At 62.0% G+C, this 20,579-nt stretch carries 14 protein-coding genes and 1 pseudogene; 8 read left to right on the top strand and 7 right to left on the bottom strand.

Annotated features, from left to right (window positions below):
* Nucleotides 1–939, bottom strand: a complete 939-nt coding sequence (locus CGK93_RS09045) for a proteasome assembly chaperone family protein (protein ID WP_089594534.1) — start codon at nt 937–939, stop codon at nt 1–3.
* Nucleotides 940–1,276: 337 nt separating this feature from the next.
* On the opposite strand from CGK93_RS09045, the gene CGK93_RS09040 reads away from it, so the two are divergent.
* The 4 genes from CGK93_RS09040 to CGK93_RS09025 all read left to right on the top strand — a co-directional run bounded on the left by CGK93_RS09040 (nt 1,277) and on the right by CGK93_RS09025 (nt 6,816).
* Nucleotides 1,277–2,800, top strand: coding sequence for a leucyl aminopeptidase (locus tag CGK93_RS09040; protein WP_089594533.1), 1,524 nt, complete (start codon nt 1,277–1,279; stop codon nt 2,798–2,800).
* A gap of 296 nt (nt 2,801–3,096) precedes the next feature.
* Entirely contained in the window at nt 3,097–4,479 is a 1,383-nt protein-coding gene (lpdA, locus tag CGK93_RS09035) for a dihydrolipoyl dehydrogenase (protein ID WP_089594532.1), read from the top strand.
* Between the two features lie 111 nt (nt 4,480–4,590).
* Complete coding sequence (gene sucB / locus CGK93_RS09030) at nt 4,591–6,327, top strand: 2-oxoglutarate dehydrogenase, E2 component, dihydrolipoamide succinyltransferase (protein WP_089594531.1); 1,737 nt, start codon at nt 4,591–4,593, stop codon at nt 6,325–6,327.
* A 135-nt stretch (nt 6,328–6,462) separates the two neighbouring features.
* Nucleotides 6,463–6,816 (top strand): hypothetical protein, encoded by a 354-nt coding sequence (locus tag CGK93_RS09025; RefSeq protein WP_089594530.1) that lies wholly within the window; start codon nt 6,463–6,465, stop codon nt 6,814–6,816.
* On the opposite strand, the gene CGK93_RS23815 is transcribed toward CGK93_RS09025, so the two are convergent.
* A complete protein-coding gene (locus CGK93_RS23815; RefSeq protein WP_232481589.1) occupies nt 6,759–7,091 on the bottom strand; it encodes a VOC family protein in 333 nt (110 codons plus the stop codon). The genes CGK93_RS09025 and CGK93_RS23815 overlap by 58 nt on opposite strands.
* 113 nt (nt 7,092–7,204) lie before the next feature.
* Here CGK93_RS23815 and CGK93_RS09015 point away from each other — a divergent pair, with 113 nt between their 5' ends.
* Nucleotides 7,205–7,633 (top strand): OsmC family protein, encoded by a 429-nt coding sequence (locus CGK93_RS09015; protein ID WP_089594529.1) that lies wholly within the window; start codon nt 7,205–7,207, stop codon nt 7,631–7,633.
* A gap of 96 nt (nt 7,634–7,729) precedes the next feature.
* Here CGK93_RS09015 and CGK93_RS24365 read toward each other — a convergent pair.
* Nucleotides 7,730–11,240 (bottom strand): annotated as a pseudogene (locus CGK93_RS24365) (S41 family peptidase).
* An 85-nt stretch (nt 11,241–11,325) separates the two neighbouring features.
* Here CGK93_RS24365 and CGK93_RS09005 point away from each other — a divergent pair.
* Complete coding sequence (locus CGK93_RS09005; RefSeq protein WP_089594528.1) at nt 11,326–12,225, top strand: TIGR01777 family oxidoreductase; 900 nt, start codon at nt 11,326–11,328, stop codon at nt 12,223–12,225.
* A gap of 16 nt (nt 12,226–12,241) precedes the next feature.
* On the opposite strand, the gene CGK93_RS09000 is transcribed toward CGK93_RS09005, so the two are convergent.
* On the bottom strand, nt 12,242–13,891 hold the full coding sequence (locus CGK93_RS09000; RefSeq protein WP_089594527.1) for a serine/threonine-protein kinase: 1,650 nt from the start codon (nt 13,889–13,891) through the stop codon (nt 12,242–12,244).
* A gap of 149 nt (nt 13,892–14,040) precedes the next feature.
* Here CGK93_RS09000 and lipB point away from each other — a divergent pair, with 149 nt between their 5' ends.
* Nucleotides 14,041–14,709, top strand: coding sequence for a lipoyl(octanoyl) transferase LipB (gene lipB / locus CGK93_RS08995; protein ID WP_089594526.1), 669 nt, complete (start codon nt 14,041–14,043; stop codon nt 14,707–14,709).
* Entirely contained in the window at nt 14,706–15,725 is a 1,020-nt protein-coding gene (gene lipA, locus CGK93_RS08990) for a lipoyl synthase (protein ID WP_089594525.1), read from the top strand. Before lipB ends, lipA begins: the two co-directional genes overlap by 4 nt.
* Before the next feature lie 53 nt (nt 15,726–15,778).
* Here lipA and CGK93_RS08985 read toward each other — a convergent pair whose 3' ends face one another.
* The 3 genes from CGK93_RS08985 to CGK93_RS08975 are packed head-to-tail and all read right to left on the bottom strand — an operon-like array spanning nt 15,779 to nt 20,518.
* Nucleotides 15,779–16,636, bottom strand: a complete 858-nt coding sequence (locus CGK93_RS08985; protein WP_089594524.1) for an acyltransferase — start codon at nt 16,634–16,636, stop codon at nt 15,779–15,781.
* Entirely contained in the window at nt 16,620–18,494 is a 1,875-nt protein-coding gene (locus CGK93_RS08980) for a hypothetical protein (RefSeq protein ID WP_089594523.1), read from the bottom strand. Before CGK93_RS08980 ends, CGK93_RS08985 begins: the two co-directional genes overlap by 17 nt.
* A complete protein-coding gene (locus CGK93_RS08975) occupies nt 18,494–20,518 on the bottom strand; it encodes a CDP-glycerol glycerophosphotransferase family protein (RefSeq protein WP_089594522.1) in 2,025 nt (674 codons plus the stop codon). The genes CGK93_RS08980 and CGK93_RS08975 overlap by 1 nt, the downstream gene beginning before the upstream one ends.
* Between the last annotated feature and the right edge of the window lie 61 nt (nt 20,519–20,579).

Below are 20,579 nucleotides of genomic sequence, written 5' to 3'. Positions count from 1 at the left end.
TTATTGTGGCGAGTCCTTACGGGCCAAATAAGCCTCGACGGCGGCTCCGATGTCCTCGGCATTGGGCAGCTCATCGTTCTCGTCCGCCAGCAGCGAGCGACGGACTACGCCCTCTGATTTCTCGTCGTACCGGGTCTCAAGATTGGTGACTACCGCTTGGACCTCTTCCGAGGCTTCAATCTGTTCGGCGATCTGGCGACCAACTTCCCGGCCCGATTCACGGAGCCGGTCGGTGGGCAACATCAGCGATGTTGCCGCTCCCAGGTACTCCAAGCCAGCTACGGCCGCCGGAGGATATTCGGCTTCTGACAAGTAATGCGGAACATGGATCACATAGCCCGCCACGTTGCGTTCCGCTTCCGTCAGCCGGAGTTCAAGGATGTGGCCGATTGCAGCGGGAACGTCCACAGTGGGCTTCCAGCTGGAAATACCTTCGATGAGATCCGGCCGGTTGCCATGAACGGTGACTCCCACGGGCCGCGTGTGCGGGACAGGCATGGGAATGGAGTGGATCCAGGTGACCAGGTTAACGTCCAGCTCTTCAACAATCCCGACGACGGCCCGCGAGAAACGCTCCCACTGGAGGTCCGGTTCGAAGCCGGCCAGCAACAGGAACGGTTGACCGAGGCCGTCGGTCAACTTATACAGACCAAGCTTGGGGGCCTGGTAGTCCTGCACGTGATCCTCCACGAAACTGATGTGGGGGCGGCGCGAACGGTAGTCGATCAGTTGGTCGGCGTCGAACATGGCCACTACCTCGGCGTCGAGCTCGTCCAGCAGTTCCGCGTTGATCTGCCGGACCACCTGGCCGGCGTCGGCAAAGCCGGTGAATCCCATGACCATGTTCAGCCCGCGGAGCTCGGGGCTGTGGAAGGTCTCGATGTTGCGCGCGTACAGCGATTCAGGGTCCAGGAGGGAGCCGGATATCCGTTCAAACACGGCGTGTTCCTTTCGCAATGACAAAGTAGGGGAAGGTCCCGGAGGCGCCGGCCACATGGCGCCAACGGGGCCTTTGGGAGTAGCGGTGGGATTCCATTAATCCTTACAACGCTGCACCTCCAGCGGGCATTCCTGCACCGGATGTGCCGCAGCTCTCATTTAATTGCTGTCCGCAGCTCTCAAGAGACTACGATCGAAACGGGCCGGTATCCTCTTGCGACACTGGCCCCTGAAGACCAAGGCCGCCGTCGGAAGAGGACGTCGGGCGCGTACCGGGGCAGGCCGCCAAACATGCGGCCCAGCCATGCAATGCAGAGAGAAGTGAGGCAACATCCTCGTGGTCAAGACTACTGACATCATCCTGGGCATCATCGCCAAGGACCTGAAAAAGTCCCCCAGCGACGCACTTGTGATTGGAGTTGCGCAGGGCGCGGATGGGCCAGCGCTGCTCCCTAATCCGTTGAGCGCAAAGGCAGCTGAGTCCGTTGCGGGCTCACTCAAACTGCTGGGGATCACCGGCGCTGCCGATCAGGCACACCGGCTCCCGGGCTTGCCGGAGACGGGCTCGGGAATTTTGGTCCTCGCCGGCGTGGGCAAATTGTCGGAATCCGGCAGCCTCCCCGAAGAATCCCTGCGTCGGGCCGCGGGCTCTGCCGTCCGGCAACTGGCCGGCGTCACGTCAGTAACCTTGGCATTCCCCACTACCGGCGTCGCCGATGTCGCGGCCATCGCCGAAGGTGCCGCCCTTGGCGCCTATTCCTACACGGAGCACCGTTCCAGCAAGGACGGACTGAAAGCCCCTGTAGCCAAGGCCCTGATTTTCTCCGATGTCGATCCCAAGGACGCACAACCGGCACTGGACCGTGCTGCTGTTGTGGCCCGCGCCGTCAACGCCACCCGGACCCTGGTCAACCAGCCTCCCAGCCACCTCTACCCGGAGTCCTTTGCCGAGTCCGCCAAGGAACTCGCCAAGGGCCTGCCCGTCAAGGTCACTGTCTGGGATGAAAAGCGCCTGGAAAAGGAAGGCTTCGGCGGCATCCTTGGCGTCGGCAAGGGTTCAACCCGCCAGCCACGCCTGGTGAAGGTCGAATACACGCCGGCCAAAGCCACCAAGAAGATTGCCCTCGTGGGCAAGGGCATCACATTCGACACCGGCGGTATCTCCATCAAGCCGGCCCTCGGCATGGGCGACATGAAGAGCGATATGGCGGGCGCCGCCGTCGTCCTTAATACCGTCCTGGCCATCGCTTCGCTTGGCCTGAACATCAAGGCGACCGCGTGGCTCTGCATTGCGGAGAACATGCCCTCGGGTGCTGCGGCACGGCCTGCCGACGTCTTTACCATCTACGGCGGGAAGACCGTCGAGGTCCTCAACACCGATGCCGAAGGGCGCCTGGTCATGGCCGACGGCCTCGTCGCTGCCAGCCTGGAAAAGCCGGACGCCATCATTGACGTCGCTACGCTGACCGGCGCCCAGCTCATCGCCCTTGGACTGCGGACGGCTGGCGTCATGGGTTCCGATTCCGTCACCGCTGCCTTGAAGTCAGCGGCAGACCGGGCAGGCGAGCTGGTCTGGCCGATGCCGCTGCCGGAAGAACTGCGCCCAAGCCTGGATTCCCAGGTGGCGGACCTTGCCAACATTGGTGAGCGTAACGGCGGCATGATGACCGCAGCCGTTTTCCTGCGGGAATTCGTCGGCAAGAACGGCGACGGCCAGCAGATCCCTTGGGCACACGTCGACATTGCGGGTCCGTCGTTCAATAACGGCAGCCCGTATGGCTACACCCCCAAGCAGGGAACCGGATGCACCGTACGCACCCTGGTTGCCTACGCCGAGGATCTCCTCGCAGTTTCCGCCTAGGCGGCACGCCCCCGCCCACCCGGGCTGCGGCGGCCCTTGCCGGACACCCTGCAAGGGCCGCGCAGCCCCGGAATTATGCGGCGTGTAGCGCTGTGTCACAAGTGAACGTGAGTCTCGACACAAGCGCTCCACAAAACGCCCACAGAGGGTGGAGCATGGGTAGGTGGTTCGCTAAGGTGAACTCGATAGTCACAAATGCAAGAGAACTTAGGTGCTGGCATAATCACGGCAGAACAAGTTCCAAAGACCAGATGGCACGCAGTCCCGTGTCATCATTCACGCGAGGGAGCGTTTTAGTGGCCGATCAGGCAACTGCGCAAGAATTCGACATCCTGGTACTCGGTGGCGGCAGCGGCGGCTACGCCACTGCCCTGCGGGCCGTACAGCTTGGGTTCACCGTTGGCCTTGTGGAAAAGGCAAAGCTCGGCGGAACCTGCCTGCACAATGGTTGTATCCCCACCAAGGCACTCCTGCACTCGGCCGAACTGGCTGACCATGCACGCGATTCCGCCAAGTATGGTGTGAACGTCACGCTGGACAGCATCGACATGCCGGCCGTGAACGCCTACAAGGACGGCATCATCGCCGGTAAGTACAAGGGCCTCCAAGGGCTCATCAAGTCCAAGGGCATCACCGTCATTGAGGGTGAAGGCAAGCTCGAGGGCAACAACACGGTAGTAGTCAACGGCACCCCCTACACGGGCAAGAACATTGTCCTGGCGACCGGTTCCTACTCACGATCCCTGCCTGGCCTGGAAATCGGCGGCAAGGTCATCACCTCCGACCAGGCGTTGACCATGGACTACATCCCCAAGAGCGCAATCGTCCTCGGCGGCGGCGTCATCGGCGTCGAATTCGCTTCCGTATGGAAGTCGTTCGGCGTGGACGTCACCATCATCGAGGGCCTCCCCTCCTTGGTTCCCAACGAAGACGCCTCGATCGTCAAGAACCTTGAGCGTGCCTTCAAGAAGCGCGGCATCAAGTTCACCACCGGCATCTTCTTCCAGGGCGTCGAACAGAACGACGACGGCGTCAAGGTCACGTTGGTTGACGGCCAGACCTTCGAAGCCGACCTCCTGCTCGTTGCCGTTGGCCGTGGCCCTGTCACCGCCAACCTGGGCTACGAAAAAGCCGGCCTCACCATTGACCGTGGATTCGTCATCACCAACGAACGTCTCCACACCGGCGTCGGCAACATCTACGCCGTTGGCGACATCGTCCCTGGCGTCCAGCTCGCACACCGCGGCTACCAGCAGGGCATCTTCGTCGCCGAGGAAATCGCCGGCCTGAACCCGGCAATCGTCGAGGACATCAACATCCCCAAGGTCACCTACTGCGAGCCCGAAATCGCCACGGTCGGCTACACCGAAAAGGCCGCCAAGGAGAAGTTCGGCGACGACCAGGTGCAGACCCAGGAATACAACCTTGCCGGCAACGGCAAGAGCTCAATCCTCGGCACCGGTGGCATCGTCAAGCTCGTACGTCAGAAGGACGGCCCCGTGGTGGGTATCCACATGATTGGCTCCCGCATGGGCGAGCAGATCGGTGAGGCCCAGCTGATCGTGAACTGGGAAGCCTACCCGGAGGACGTGGCCCAGCTGGTCCACGCCCACCCCACCCAGAACGAAAGCCTGGGCGAAGCCCACCTTGCCCTCGCGGGCAAAGCTCTCCACGGCTAAGTCTTACCAAGACCCACGGTTCAGGTGCATGCGGCGGAATATGCCGCATGCACCTGAACCGGACCAGCAGAATTCATCCGCACAAAGATCAATAAGGAGAACGGGGACGACATGTCTGAATCCGTTAACTTGCCCGCCCTCGGTGAGAGTGTCACCGAAGGAACCGTCACCCGCTGGCTCAAGCAGGTTGGTGACCGGGTGGAGATCGACGAGCCGTTGCTCGAGGTTTCAACCGACAAAGTAGACACCGAAATCCCTTCTCCGATCTCAGGCGTCATCGAAGAAATCCTCGTCGCTGAAGACGAGACGGCAGAAGTTGGCGCCCCCTTGGTCCGCATCGGCGACGGTTCCGGCTCGGCTGCTCCTGCGGCCGAGGCTGCACCGGCCGAGGAAGCACCTGCTGCTCCTGCAGAGCAGGCAGCACCGGCCCAGGAAGCTCCGGCTGCACCTGCAGCAGAGGAAGCACCCGCTTCCGAGGCCCCCGCCGCTTCCGGCGGCGAAGGTCACGAAGTCACCCTCCCCGCGTTGGGCGAGAGCGTTACCGAAGGTACCGTCACCCGCTGGCTCAAGGCCATAGGCGACACTGTGGAGGTGGACGAGCCCCTCCTGGAGGTTTCCACCGACAAGGTCGACACCGAAATTCCGTCGCCGGTTGCAGGCACCCTGCAGGAGATCCGCGTCAACGAGGACGAGACCGCTGAGGTTGGCTCCGTCCTTGCCGTCATCGGTTCCGGCGCAGCCGCACCGGCCGCCGCTCCCGCACCGGCGGCACCTGCCGCAGCACCCGCACCGGCCGCCGCTCCCGCTGCTGCACCCGCACCGGCTGCAGCACCCGCACCTGCCGCTGCTACGCCGACACCTGCTGCACCCGCTGCGGCTTCCGCTGCTCCCGCGGCTGAAGGTTCTTCGGAATCCGGTTACGTCACTCCCCTGGTCCGCAAGCTTGCCAACCAGCACGGTGTTGATATCGCTTCCGTCTCCGGTACCGGCGTCGGTGGCCGTATCCGCAAGCAGGATGTCCTGGCCGCTGCCGAAGCCAAGCAGGCCGCCGCTGCCCCCGCAGCATCAGCGCCCGCAGCCGCAGCTCCCGCTGCCAAGGCTGCTGCTCCGGTAGTAGCATCGTCGCTGCGCGGCACCACGGAGAAGGCACCGCGTATCCGCCAGGTCATCGCCCGCCGCATGCGCGAGTCCCTTGAGGTCTCCACCCAGCTGACGCAGGTGCATGAGGTCGACATGACCAAGATCGCCAAGCTCCGGCTCAAGGCCAAGAACCAGTTCCTGGCCCAGAATGGCGTCAAGCTCACCTTCCTGCCGTTCATCGCCAAAGCTGTCGCTGAAGCCCTGAAGCAGCACCCCAAGCTGAACGCTGCCTACGACGAATCCAAGCAGGAAATCACCTACCACAACGCCGAGCATCTGGCGATCGCCGTCGACACTGACAAGGGCCTTCTGGTTCCGGTCATCTCCGACGCCGGCAACCTGAACCTTGCGGGCCTCGCCGGCAAGATCGCCGATGTCGCGGGCCGCACCCGCGACGGCAAGATCGGTCCGGACGAGTTGTCCGGCGGTACGTTCAGCATCACCAACATCGGATCTGTCGGCGCACTGTTCGACACCCCGATCATCAACCAGCCGCAGGTGGGTATCCTCGGGACCGGCGCGATCGTCAAGCGTGCCGTGGTGGTTGCCGACGAAAATGGCGACGACTCGATTGCCATCCGCTCCATGATGTACCTCTCCCTGACGTACGACCACCGTTTGGTGGACGGCGCAGACGCCGGCCGCTTCCTGCAGACCCTCAAGGCCCGCCTTGAGGAAGGGGCTTTCGAAGCTGACCTTGGCCTCTAGGGCTTAGCGCCACAAAGTCCGCCAGTGACCTAAAAGGGGCAGGCCACCGGGAAATCCGGTGACCTGCCCCTTTGCTGTATCCACATCCGCGTGGCTTTGCTACGGGACGTAGAACTGACTCGATAAGCTGGGTCCATGAGTATTCTCTTCAGCATTCTGGTGTTCTTGCACATCGTCGGCGCGGCCATGATTGTGGGCTACTGGATCGCCACCGTCAAGGAGCCAACCATCCACCCGCGCCAGCGCGACGGCGCCTTCCTGCAGCTCCTGACCGGCATCGCCATGATGGGTTTGTTCCCCTTGCTGCCTGATGCCGATCCCAACTACTTCAAGCTCGGGGTTAAGTTCGCCATTGGCGTGGCAGTGGCAGTCCTTGCCGTCATTGGCTCCCGCAAGGTCAAGAAGGGCGAGCCTGTCTCCACCGGATTGGCTCATGGTGTTGGCGGCCTTGCCTTGGTGAACATTGCGATCGCCACGCTCTGGAACTGATCCGGCACCTTCCTGACGCCAGGCAACCGTCCCACTATGCAACACTGCGGAGTGGGACGGTTGCTTTTTTTGGGGCACAGGGGACAAAAGTCCGCCCGTGGAACCCGAACCTCATCCTGGGCGATGCAGAATTCGTTGCCTTCGGGGTCTTGCATGACATGCCAATGGAAGTCTCCAATGCTGTGGTCTTCCATGAAGGAAGCTCCCAGCAACTCAGCCTTGCGCCGCAAAACATCAGCGTCGGCGTCGTGGAGGTCCGCCAGTCCAGGGGTCACAATCCACTGACAGCGGAATGGCCGTGCGGTCCCACGGGCAAATCCCTAGGATGGAAACCGGTGGCACCTGCCTCAGGCTGGTTGCCGACTCACAACGACTTCAAGGAGTGGACATGGCAGCAACACGCACCGCACACACGGTTTGGAACGGCAACCTGATCGAAGGCGCCGGCAACACGACGCTGGACAGCTCAGGGCTGGGCACGTTCGATGTCACCTGGAAGGCACGTACCGAGCAGTCCGGCGGCAAGACCAGCCCCGAAGAACTGATCGCCGCTGCCCACTCCGCATGCTTCTCCATGGCTTTCAGCCACGCCCTCGCCGGTGAAGGATTCACCGCTGAGGAGGTCAACACCAAGGCAGATGTCACCTTCGTTCCCGGAACCGGCATCACCGGGAGCCACCTGACCATGACCGCAAAGGTGCCTGGCCTGTCCGAAGAGGACTTCCGCCGGATCTCCGAAGACGCGAAGACAGGTTGCCCCGTTTCTGGTGCACTGGCCAGCATCGAGATCACCCTGGATGCCACGCTTTCGGTCTAGTTCCACCTTGTGCTGAACAGCACCCCTGAACCATAAGAAGAGCCCCGCCGCTTCCTTCACGGAAACGGCGGGGCTCTTCTCATTGTGCTTCTGCCCTTAGCCCTTTTGCGGACGTGAGGGCAACGGTTCCGGACGGACCTTACGGTAGCCCTCGCGGAGGGGAGGCCGGTCCGTGGGCAGTTCCTGGATCATTTCCTTGAGGGCACCAATGCCGTATTCCAACTGCGGATCAGTACCGGCGGCATAGGCGTGGGGCGGGAACAGTACTTCGATGTCCGGCTCCACGCCGCGGTTTTCAACATCCCAGCCGATCCCGCCGCTGAACCACGTGGCGTATCGGGGTTGGGTCACCCCGGTGCCATCTGCCAGGGCGAAGCGGTTGTCGATGCCCACCACGCCTCCCCACGTCCGCGTACCGATCACGGGGCCAATGCCCCTCAGCTTGGAGACCTGGGTGATGATGTCGCCATCGGATCCCGCAAATTCGTCGGCGAGGATGATCACAGGACCGCGGGGGCATGATCCGGGTATGTCCGCGGCTTCTCCCCACGCGGCATGCTCCAGCCAGTGACCTTCCGACCGATGAGTTCGGCGACCAGCTGGGAGGTGTGCCCGCCACGATTGCGCCGTACGTCCACAATCAGGCCGTCCAGGGCGGTTTCAGTATCCAGATCGCGGTGGAGCTGCGCCCAGCCGTTGGCCATCATGTCCGGTACGTGCAGGTAGCCGAACTTGCCGTCCGAGGCCTCGCGCACAGTGCGGCGGTTGGCCCGGACCCAATCCTGGTACCGGAGCCTTTCTTCATCACGGACAGGGACAACAGCCACACGACGCTGGGCGCCGGCGGCCCCACCGTGTCCTTCGCCGTTCAGCAGGGTCAGTTCCACTGTCCGGCCGGCTGCTCCCACCAGCTGCATTGCGGGCGTCAACGCCGCTGAAAGTTCGACGCCGTCAATCGCCAGGAGGACGTCACCGGCCTTGGCGTCTGCACCCGGTCGCGTCAAGGGCGACGTCGCCAGCGGGTCCGAGGACTCCCCCGCAAGGATCCGTGTGATTTCCCAGCCTTTGCTGCCGAAGTGAAGCTCAGCACCCAAGCGACCCTGGCCGTTACGCCCAGGCTCGCTGACAGCGGCAGGCTTGACGTAGGCGTGCGATGTTCCCAGCTCACCGTGGATCTCCCACAACAGGTCCACGAGGTCGTCATGCGAGCCCAGCCGGTCCACCATCGGGCGGTAGCGTTTGTAGACGGAGTCCCAATCCTGGCCGGCCATGTCCGCGGTCCAGAAGAAGTCCCGCTGAAGCCGCCAGGCTTCCTCAAAGGCCTGTCCCCAGGCAGCGACGGGGTCGAGGATGACCCGGATCCTGTTCAGTTCCACCTTCACCAGGTCTCCGGATTCCTCGTCCACCTTGGTGTCGGAAGGCACCGAGGTCACCTGCTGGTCCAGGATGTACACAACCCTCTTGAGATCGCCCGACAACCTGTAACTGTCTACTGCCGCAACCAAGGTGGTTTTCTTCCGCTTGGCGAGGTCATAACGAACCAATGCCGGCGCGGTCTTCTTGTCTGCGAGGGTGCCCTTGCCTTCGCCCGTCACACCGGAGAGTTCAGTGTCGAGCCACAGCAAGGCACCGTCGGCGACACCCAGCTGTGAGTAATTCCCCTGCGGTACGGGCACAGCGATGACGCGATGGGCCAGGCCCTCCGGGTCGACGCGCACGGCAGGTGCGCCGCCGTCGTCGGACTTTTCCGGGGCAGTCGCAACATCCTCAAGCGCGTCAACGGACGGGCCAAAAGGTGAAGGCGTGTCCGCGGCCAAGGCCACCAGATACGGTTTGATGGGGCTCGGGAAGGACAGGTCGAAGGAGTGGCCGTCATAAACGGGGTCGAAGCTGCGGTTCGACAGGAAAGCGAGGAACTTCCCATCAGGGGTGAACCGAGGTGATTCGTCGCAGAAACGGCCGTCAGTGACGTCAATGATGCCGGCTTCGGCGTCACCCGGGCGGGTGATGCGGAGCTTACTCCGCGAACCGAAGGATGTGACCGGCTCTGACCACGCCAGCCACTGCGAGTCCCCGGACCACGCCAGTTGTTCGATGCTGCCCTCACCCACACTGACAACAAGGGTCAACGTTCCCTGAGCGGTATCAGCAACATAGACGTCCCGAAGGAGGTTCCCACTGCGAGCCATCGTCCATCCGGGCTCGCCTCCAGTGCACTCGTGCGCGTGGGCGACGGGAAATCAATCCGGACCTCAACCGCGTCCTCCACCGTTTCAGCGACTGGGGGCGCATCCGTGGCACTCACAGTGTCAGCGGACGGCTCGGCCACCGTGCCGGTTGCAGCGTCGGTTGCCCTGTCAGCCGGCGCCGTGACAGAGGCTGTAGCTTGCGCCGCAGAACTTGCCTTCCCCAACACATTGGAAGCGGACACCGGTTTGGGCAATGGATCGGCTTCATGGACCGGAATCGGCGTCGGAACGACTGCGTCGGGTACGTCTACGACTGCCGACAACCGCGTGGCGATGCGCTTGATGTACAAGGCTTCAACGGCCTCATGGTCAGCGACGTAGGCAATCCGGCCGCCCGTCAGTGGACGCGGCAGGCGGGCACGTACCCCGGGCGTCGCCTCCACTACACGCGAGGGCCCGTCCTTGTGCCGGAGCCAGTGGAGCGTGCCGTGCGACTCCACGGCACTGGCCGTACCCGAGACGTTGGGAACGACGTCGCCGAGGTGCGCAGCGACTTTGAGGGGCGCGGGACGACGGGCCGGCGAGGCCGAACCAAGGGTGATATCCACTTTGCTTGCCTCAGCGTCGGCGTCGAGTGAAGGAAGCATCCACAGCTCGCCGGCCGATTCGAAGATCACCCGGCCACCGTCCGTGCTCGCATGCCGGACGTAGAAGTCTTCGTGATCGGTGTGGCGGCGCAGCCCCGAACCGTCCGGAAGGACGGAGTAGAGGTTGCCGTACCCCTCATGGTCCGAAAGGAAGGCAATACGTCCCTTGACCCACAGGGGGTCGGTGAGATTCCCGTCGATCTCCGGAACCAGGCGCTCGAACTCACCATTACCATCGGCGTCGATCCACAGTTTGCCCGCCGTGCCGCCCCGGTACCGCTTCCACCAGGCAGGCTCCCTGGACAGAACACTGGCCAACACCACGGGCTTCTCGTCACCGATTTCGGGACCGAAGGCAACTGCCTCAACGGGCCCAAAAGGAAGTTCGACGGCGGAACCTCCGTCAAGGGGGACACTGTAAGCATGCGTGTGGCGGCTTTCCGCCTGCTGGAAGGCGCTGGTCACCACCACATTTCCTGACGGTGTGAAGCCTTTGACTTTAGTGGTGCTGTGGCCGAAGTACGTCAACTGCCGGTAGCCGCCGCCGTCGACGTTTGCCGCGACAACCTCCGGAGACGTGCCCACAATCACCGTCCACACGAGTCGTTTTCCGTCCGGAGTGAAGCGGGGGTTCCTTGCCGGCAGTTGCTGGGACGAAACCCGCCAGGCACGCCCGCCGGAAAGGGGGGCGACCCAGATGTCGTCTTCGGCCACGAAAGTGACCAGATCGCCATACACATGCGGGAAACGGAGGTAGCTGGAGGAGGTCATTGTTCGATCATAGTCAAGAGGCGCCCACCCTCAGCCGCACCGACAGGCGTTTCCGCCACACACGTTTCCCATGGTGAGATGGATCATGAGAATCGTGATGTCCGGAGCGTCAGGAATGATCGGAACGGCTTTATCGGAGCACCTGGCAGGCCACGGCCATGAGGTCATCCGGTTGGTGCGGAGGCCTGCCAAGGACCCCGGTGAAAGGACATGGAACCCGGCCGCGGGGCACCTCGACGAAGCCGTCCTGGACACGGCAGAGGCCGTCATCAACCTCTCCGGAGCCGGAATCGGGGACCGCCCATGGACCAAAAAGCGCATCCAGGAACTCAGGGATTCCCGGCTCGAAGCCACCCGGACACTGACCGACGCCATGGGAAGACTCGGCACACCACCGGCCACCTTCATCAGCCAATCCGCCTCCGGTTACTACGGTGCCTCACGCGAGGGCCTTCTACGGGAGGATTCGGGGCCTGGCCATGGCGTGCTGGGAAGCTTATGCGTTGAATGGGAACGAACAGCCCGGACCGCACCACCTGGTGTGCGCGTAGTGACTCCGCGGACCGGCGTAGTACTCAGCACCTCAGGGGGCGCGCTCGGACCCCTCCTCCCCTTGCTGAAGATCGGTCTGGGCGGGCCGTTTGGAAACGGACGGCAGTACTGGCCTTGGATCACCTTGGCCGATGAAGTGGCTGCGTTGACGCATTTGCTGACAACCGACAGTGATGGCGCGGTGAATGTTTGCGCCCCGGAAAGCGCAGACGTCAACACGATCGTCGCCGCCCTGGCCAAAGCCTTCCACCGGCCAGCCTTCTTACGTGTCCCCCGTCCCGCTTTGCGCTTGGTGCTGGGGCGGCTTGCCGATGAGCTGGTTCTGGCCAACCAGAGGATGGAACCTGCCCGGCTGTCGGACGCTGGTTTCACGTGGGAGCACCCATCCCTATCAGACGCCATGGCCTGGTTGACGAAAGACAAAGCGCGCTGACCGGGCGGTTGGCTGGTCAGCCGATGGTCGCTGGGCCTTCCGGTCTTTCCGGGCCAGCGATTGGGGCAAGGATTTCCGAAATCCACCATCGCCCGTCAGCGCGAATGACGTGTACGCGAAGCTCCTGCGGCGGGCGGGCAGGCTGCGGCCGGGCTTTGGCTCCTGAGGCATCGTGTTCTTCGTAGCCGGATGTCGCAACAGTCACCGCGACCACTGCGTCGCCGGCCTCCCCGGATCCGGAAACGCCAACCGCGGATAACGTCGTCGAGAAGCCGGCGTACATCGTTCCGGTTTTCCGCAGGTGGTCCGCCAACAGCCGGTCAGAGGCTTCCGCGGGTGATCCAGAGGCATTGACCAAGGCCAATAACTCAAGCCTTCCCTGCCCCAGTGCCATGTCGCGCACGGATGACAGCGTGGCAACGGCCACTGCCGGGTCATCGCTGTGGAGCCCTTCGGCCAGTTCCTCCGGCAGATCGGCAGGCACCGTGGTTCCTGGCCCGGGGGCAGGTTTGCCGGTTTCCGCCACGGCTTGCTGCGGCTGTGCAGATAGCTCCATGCTCTGTTCTTGCGGGTTCTGCGGCCACAGCGTCCATGCCACGATGCCGAGCAGCAACCCGGTGGTCAGTATGGCCGAACTGACCCTGCCCCTGACCCAGCGGCCACGACGTTGGGGCCGTCGGCCCTCCGGGCGAAGTCCAGGCTGCGGTCCAAACGGAAGGAACCTCCGCCATGATCCAATCCATCGGGGCATGCGGCGTGTGGGACGCCCCAAGGCCTGCCGGCGGGTCAGCAGCTCAGGAATGACGGAGGAATGTACGGCGCCGGACAAGTCCACCGGTTCCGGCGCCGCGCTCCTGAAGATCGCCATGGCCAGTTCCCTGGCCGTTGGCCGCACCAGCGGATCGACATCCAGCGCAGCCTCCAATGCGGCCACCAAGGACCTCGGAACATCCGGAACCACCACGGACAACGGCGGCCGGTGCTGAGTGGTCTCCGGGGCCGCCCCCGTCAGGCAGTACCACCCGACGGCGGCAAGGGAATAGACATCACGCGCCGGCTGGACTTCCTGCAATGCCTCAGCCCCGCTGCCGGCCACTGCACCGCCAGGAGACGTGAAGCCAGGTGTTCCAGCCTCAAGGTTTGGCCGGCCACCGCCAACCACGGACGCAATGCCCAGGTCCGCGAGCAGTGGCTTCCCCTCGGCAGTGAACAGGATATTCCCGGGCGCCACGTCACCATGCACGGTGCCATTGGCATGGAGGTAGTCCAATGCCTGGGCAATAGGGGTCAGAATGGTGACAGCTTCGCCTACCTGCAGCCTTCCCCGCCCTGCCATCAGGTTGGCCAGAGAGCCACCCGCCGCGTAATCCATGACGATGCCCACTGTCCCCGCGGAATCGCCTTCAAGCGGAACTACGTCGTGAATCTGAACCAGATGCTGGTGTTTCAGGCCGGACAGGACCTTGACCTCTCGCGATGCTTCCTCAAGAACCATGGCTTGCGCCTCCTGGGCGCTGGGGCTTGCGCATTTAATGGCAAACCGCGCCCCGTCGCTGCTCCTGGTGACAAGCCAAACAGTAGAAGTACTGCCTTGGCCCAAGATGCGGGATGTCTCATAGCCCGGGACGGACGGCGTGACGGCGGCGGGCGGATCCAGAGTTTCCATAGACAAGATCTACCGGAATACCGGATTTTCCGCAGAAGTTATCCACAGGTTGCACCCAGGTCGCTCCCTGGTACCAACAGCACGCGATGCGACTGAGAGGTTCGCCACAAAACCATGGCCAGTCTCCCGCTGGGTCTAAGCTTGAACCCATGACTCTTGAGTTTTCACAACTGGGTCTTGCCCCGGATTTCGTTGACTACATGCAGGGCTGGGACCTGCAGCGCGAGATCCACAACAAAGTTGTTGCGGGCGAGAAGAACAGCACCGTTTTGCTCCTGGAGCACGCTGCCGTCTATACGGCCGGCAAACTCACGGAAGATCACGAGCGACCCTTTGACGGGACACCCGTTGTTCCCGTGGACCGCGGTGGGAAGTTGACCTGGCATGGTCCCGGACAGCTGATCGCCTATCCCATCCTCAAACTCAAGAACCGCGCCGGTATCCGCGACTATGTGGAACGGCTCGAGGCCATCATGATCGCTGTGATGTCGGACTACGGCATCAACGCCGTAACCGTGAAAGGCCGGGCCGGCGTCTGGATGCTTGCCGATGACAAAGGTCCGGACCGCAAAATTGCCGCTATCGGTATCCGAGTCCTGGACGGCGTCACCATGCATGGTGTCGCCATCAACTGCAGCAATGACCTGGCGCCTTACGCACAGATCATTGCCTGTGGAATTACCGACGCCAGTGTCACCACCATGTCGCTGGAAGCCGGCCGGACCATCAACCCGGCCGACATCGTTGACCGCTTCGTGGAAGAATTCCGCAAGCATGAAGAAGCACTCATTTCCACCCACGAAGGAGCACTCCAGTGACCCTGGCACCTGAAGGCCGTAAGTTGCTGCGCGTTGAGCAGCGTAACTCGGCGGTCCCGGTTGAACGTAAGCCCGAGTGGATCAAGGCCAAGGTCCAGATGGGGCCGGAGTTCGTCCAGCTCAAGAACCTGGTGAAGAAGGAAGGCCTGCACACTGTGTGTGAAGAGGCTGGCTGCCCGAACATTTTTGAGTGCTGGGAAGACAAGGAAGCGACGTTCCTGATCGGCGGGTCCGAGTGTACCCGGCGCTGTGATTTCTGCCAGATCGATACCGGCAAACCGTCGCCGGTGGACATGTTCGAGCCCACCAAGGTGGCCCGCTCGGTGCAGGCCATGCAGCTGCGGTACGCGACGGTGACCGGGGTGGCCCGTGATGACCTGGCCGATGAGGGTGTGTGGTTGTACGCCGAAACGGTCCGGAAGATCCATGAGCTGAACCCGGGCACCGGGGTGGAGTTGTTGATCCCCGATTTCTCCGGCAAGCCGGAGCACATCGCGGCGATCTGTGATTCCAAGCCCGAGGTGTTCGCGCACAATGTCGAGACCGTGCCGAGGATTTTCAAGCGGATCCGTCCGGCGTTCCGGTACGAGCGGTCCCTTGATGTGATCACGCAGGGCCGGGATTTGGGCATGGTGACCAAGTCCAACCTGATCCTGGGCATGGGCGAGACCCGGGAGGAAATCTCCGAGGCGCTGCGGGACCTGCACGCGGCCGGGTGTGATTTGATCACGATCACCCAGTACCTGCGCCCGTCCGAGCGGCACTTGCCGGTGGACCGGTGGGTCAAGCCGCAGGAGTTCGTGGATCTCCAGCACGAGGCCGAAGAGATCGGTTTCCTTGGTGTGATGTCGGGTCCGTTGGTGCGCTCCTCCTACCGGGCAGGGCGTTTGTGGGCCACCGCGATGCGGAAGAAGGGCCGGGACATCCCCGCCCACCTCGCCCACATTGCCGAGGGCATCCAGGACTCCGGCACCACCCGCCAAGAAGCCTCCACCATCCTCGCCGCCCACGGCTAAGCAAACCCGTCCTCAGCCGCGTCGCCAACACCAGGCGGCGCGGCTGAGTTGTTTCACCCCACGTAGAACCGGTTCCTGGCGCCCAGCTGATCCAACTGGAAACACCAGGCGGCCCTCCCGATGCCGGAGGTAGCAGCGTCCAATCCGCGTTCCAAGGTGGAGACGTCAATGACCTGCTCGTCGGGGACGAAGATGAACTCATCCCCCGTATGAACAAGGCTCTTTTCCGTTTGGGCCACCGTGTACCCATGCACGGATGGTCGCGTCCAGAAGATCCCTTTGCTCACGATCCTTGCGGGCACGCCTGCGGCAGTAGCGTTGGACGGGACGTTCTTGGTAATCAAGGCACGGGCAGCAAGAATGCTGCCGGAACCGACCCTGGCTCCCTTGAGAAGAAGCGTGTCTTCCCCCAGCCACACATGGTCCCCCACCCAAATGGACTCGCTCGGATTGACCCGCTGGTGGTGCCCGACTGAGTAGATCAAGTGTGGGTCGGCCGTCCTGAAGGCGACCCGCGACGAGAACATTGCATCGCTGCCCACAATCACGTGCTTGCGTTCAGTGGGAAGGACACGCGCTTCTGCCGTGAAAGTTGCACCAGGCCCCAAATAGAAGACGGACTCTTCGAATACCGTCACAATCAGCCTGAGGAACCCGTGGGACTTCCGGAGATGGATCACGGCGTCGTTCCCCAGGAAGCGGAGCCTTGTGTTGCGGAGCCTGGTTCCGTCCTCGATGAACAGGACGTTTCCGGTTCCCGCGAATTCCACACTGGATGAGCTGAATTCAGAACCCGGCGTTTCTTTGAGGTGTACTACGTTGTCTTGAATCGCGGCGACGTCCGCGTAAGAGCGAATGATCTGGTTCTTCGGGGCGTGGCCACCTCTGGTTGAGTCAGTGTTGTCCGACACCGGCCAACACCTCCCGTGAGTCCGCAAACACAACGCTGGTGTCCTCCCAGTCGACCGCGGACAGTACCTCGGCTGCTTCGGCGTCCGTGTCTCCATGGACGACAATCAGCAAGCGCTGGACTCCGGCTGCGATGACAAACCTTAGAGCTGCGATGTCCGCCAAGGCCCAGCCATCGACGGCTTGGACTGCGGCCCTGCACGCTGTCCGAGGACCACTGTCCTCGACGCCTGCAATGACTGCTTCTGGGTCCGAAACGAAATGGATTTCCATCGTGTCACCGTCGGGGGCCAGTGTGCGGCAGCGATAGCGGAAACGCGCGAAGGTATCGCCGTCGAGCACTGCATAGTCCTGCGTGGTTTCTGTGTCGAGCGTCAACGCCTGGGAGCTCAAGCTCTTCTTTGGTATCTTCGTCCCCGGTTTCACAGCCTCAGGCAGGGCGCCGGTCCACGTGGTTCCATCGGCCTTCATGGCGATCACCTGGGAGAGCTGGTCGATGGGGTCATAAGCGGGGAAAAGGCTCTGCTCACCTGCGGTGTATTTGACGAAGTGATAGGAGTGCTCCGTCATCAGCTGCAGGAACCGTGTTCTCCCCGAGCTCCCGGCGATGAACCAGTTGGCCCCGGTGACCATGGAGGCTTCAGCATCGATCCGGACCTGCACCTGAAGGGTCTGGTCGTGGCGGAAGGTACGCATCTCTTCGCACGCGGATTGTTCCTCCACCCGGTGGCTGAGAAATCTCCGGATGATGCACAACATGGCAGGCAGCGCGGCCCTGGCGACCTCGGAGTGTCCGCCATTGATGCGGTACTTCGAGAGATTGGGTATGTCGGAGGCCAACTCGATCAGTGAATGGTTGCTCAGTTCGTCGGAGTTCGTATAGAAGTAATCAATTTTGCGTCCTTCCGCGAAATACCGGCGGAGGCGGTCCTCTGGTTGCCCGACGTCGCGCAGGGCACGGTTCTGCAAGAGGTTGTCCTTGAAAAACGGCTTGTTGAAGTAGTACGGCAGGTTCATTTGCGGCACTGCAAGCAGCAAGGCGGCGTCAGGATAGTCCTTGGCGTAGTGGATGGCTATGGAACCACCCTTGGAGGCGCCAAAGAAGAGCATCTCTTTGCGGTCGATGTGGAACCGGCTCCGCAGCCCTTCAATGGCTCCCCGCACCCGGCTCTCCAGAGGCCTGCCTGCGTTGTCCACCATCATGTAGGAACCGGCCACCAAGTAACGGTCTTGGAAACACACCATCAGGGTGTCCTGCAGGTCCGTCTCCGTAAGGTCCTTGAGGTAACTTACTGCGTAGGAAATCCGCGTTGTCGAGGGGCCAAAACCGGGGAAGGTGATGAGCATCTTTTTCGGGTTTGTTGTGTTCCCGCGCAAGGAGTAGAACACGTCCCCGTGTTGCTCCACACCATACTGCTCATCGTACGCAAGCTGCTGTCGCGTAGTGAACGCTCCCCGCCCGATCTTTAACTCATATGGCGCCTCGATATCGACGGCGAAGCGGGAGACATCGTCCGAGGTGACCATGATGTTGCGGTACTCAAGAGGAAAGCCCCGGGCCGGTGGTTCCACCACGTTTCCATAGACCACGTTCCCGTCCTGGAGCAGCCGGAACTGCTGCCCCTTCCAGGCTTCCCAATTACCCAAGGTCAGCTTCGCGAAGTAGAGCCCTTGCGGGAGGCTTTCGGAGGCAACACGGCGGATCCTCCCCTCCAGGCCCTTGGCCTTGATGATGCGCCGCACGGGTGAATCAGCACGGGATGCCAGGACTGCCCTGGCGACCTCCAGCCCGGCCGGCGAGTAGGCAGCCGCCCGGCCCGCTTTGGTGATGCTCCTCTTGAAACCATGAATCAACGCCATCAGAGACTCAACATCCTTTCGACGATCTTTTCGTTGATGCGTGCTGGATCCACTCCCTCGAAGAAACGCTCACGACGCCTGATGTACTTGGGATCCCTCACGGCGAAATCCTCCCGGACGATGTGGCTCACCAGCTCAGAGTGTTCACCGAACACAGGGCCCAGGCCGTCGTCGCTGTAGTCCAGGCGGCTCTCGTAGGGCTGATCCTTGAAAAAGTCGGCTGCGTCCCAGTGGTAATACGCAATTGGCGTGCCCACGAAGGCCGCATCAAGGGCCGCGGAACTGTAGTCGGTCACCACGAGTTCAGCGGCGCGTATCGCATCCCGGTAGCTCAAATCAGACTTCACGATGCGGTCGGTAAACCTGAACTGGCCGGCTCGCTTTTCTACGTTGGGGTGAAGCTTCACATGCATGATCCGGTCTGTGTCCTCAAGGAACCTCAAAAGCTTTGGGTCTGAGAGCAACGTGTCAATGGCATGGAAGTAGCTCGACTGCACGAAGTGCTCTGTCGAGGACTGGTGCAGGTTGAAGCGCCATGTGGGCATGAAGAGAAGATGTTGTTGTCCGTGGAGGTCACGGGCCAAGGACTCGTATCGCGGCAATCCGCTGTTCAGGGTCTCAACAGGAGCCAATTTGCTCATGTAGTCCGCTTCGATCCTGCCCGTGGCAACAAAGACGTCAAAGTACTTGGAGAGCACCCAATCGGACATGTCGTTGAGTTGGATTCCATGCTGGAGGTAGACGAATCGGGAGTTGGCGAATGACTTTCCCCGGTATCTGATGCTGTAGATCTGCGAGGACACGACAAGGTCTGATATGAGGAACTTCTCGTAGAACTCCTTGGTGAAAATAGAGATCAAGTTGAAGCCCTTGGCCTCAAGGCGCGCCCAGTCGGGCGACTTGGGGTTGATCGCGAAGTAAGCATGGGTAAATTCGGGATGCTTTGCCGTGAAGTACTCGTACAAATGCTCGGCATTGTCGTCCGCTTGATGGGGCCGGTCGAAGAAGAGGATCGTCGAGGAAGAACTGATCGGCCGGTTATAGAAGTTGTAGCTGCCGGGCCTGGCATGGCCGGACCTGAGGTTGCGTGCCAGATAGCACTTTCCGATCGTCAGGATTTCTTCGTTGAACAGCAACTCATACAGTGGGACCTCGTCCGCGCCGGCATCCGATTTGCGCCGGAAAACCAGGTAGGCGTCTTTGTTGCTGAGTTGCTTGTAGAACTGTTTGCCGTCTGCCGGGTCATCCAGCCAGCGGATCCAGGCAGCTTCGAAAGGCTGCAGCGGCTCCACCATTGCCAGCAACTCCATCAGCTCGAAGCCGCTGATCAAGTCACGAAGATGGTTCAAGGTAATGGACGTTGCCTTTTGCCCCCGGATCCCCCGGAGGAACAGTGCAACGTAGCGCAGGACCTGCAGCCTGATTTCTTTGGAGTGAACGGGCATCACCGGCATCAGACGGTTGGCTTCTGCAGCAATCCTGAGGCCGATCGCGGCCTTGGTATCCGATGCCATGGAGAAACCTGTGGTGAGCGGCCGCACCTTCGCTATGGACCAATACATCCGGTAGCTGGTGTAGATGGCGGTGCGATCCACGTCTCCGAGCGCCTCCAGTGCGTCGGACAATCTCCTCGTGTTGAAGGCACTGCCAAAGACGTCGGTGTCGCGGGCGTAGTGGTAGGCGTCGTCGAGCTTGGTTCCGGCTATGTTCTTCGGGATGGGGCCTGTGTACATGAAGGGCTCGGCAAGATAGACGGTGCGCGACTTGAGGTATTCGAAGAGGGTGGCCACGTAGTTCGCAGACAAGAGATGTGAAGTCCGCATGAAGATGACGTACTTACTGTCGATCTGCCGGCAGAGCCTGGCAATGACGGCAGTCGTCAAGGACTCAGCAATATGGAGGACAGCGAAATGCGATTCAAGCCGCAGGCGTGCAGCAATCAATCGCCGGTACATGGCTGACTCGCGGTCAAGTTGTCCGGTTTCCTCAAGAACGATGGTGAGCAGTGGCGGCAAATCGGGCATGTGGTTCCTATGGGGGGTCGAACGTGGGGAATGCGCAGTATCGAGTCACTCCGGAGCTTCG

It is taken from the genome of Arthrobacter sp. YN (genome assembly GCF_002224285.1).
In the GTDB taxonomy this organism is placed as follows: domain Bacteria; phylum Actinomycetota; class Actinomycetes; order Actinomycetales; family Micrococcaceae; genus Arthrobacter.
The sequence above is the reverse complement of the archived record's forward strand: the minus strand, read 5'-3'. Positions and strand labels throughout refer to the sequence as shown.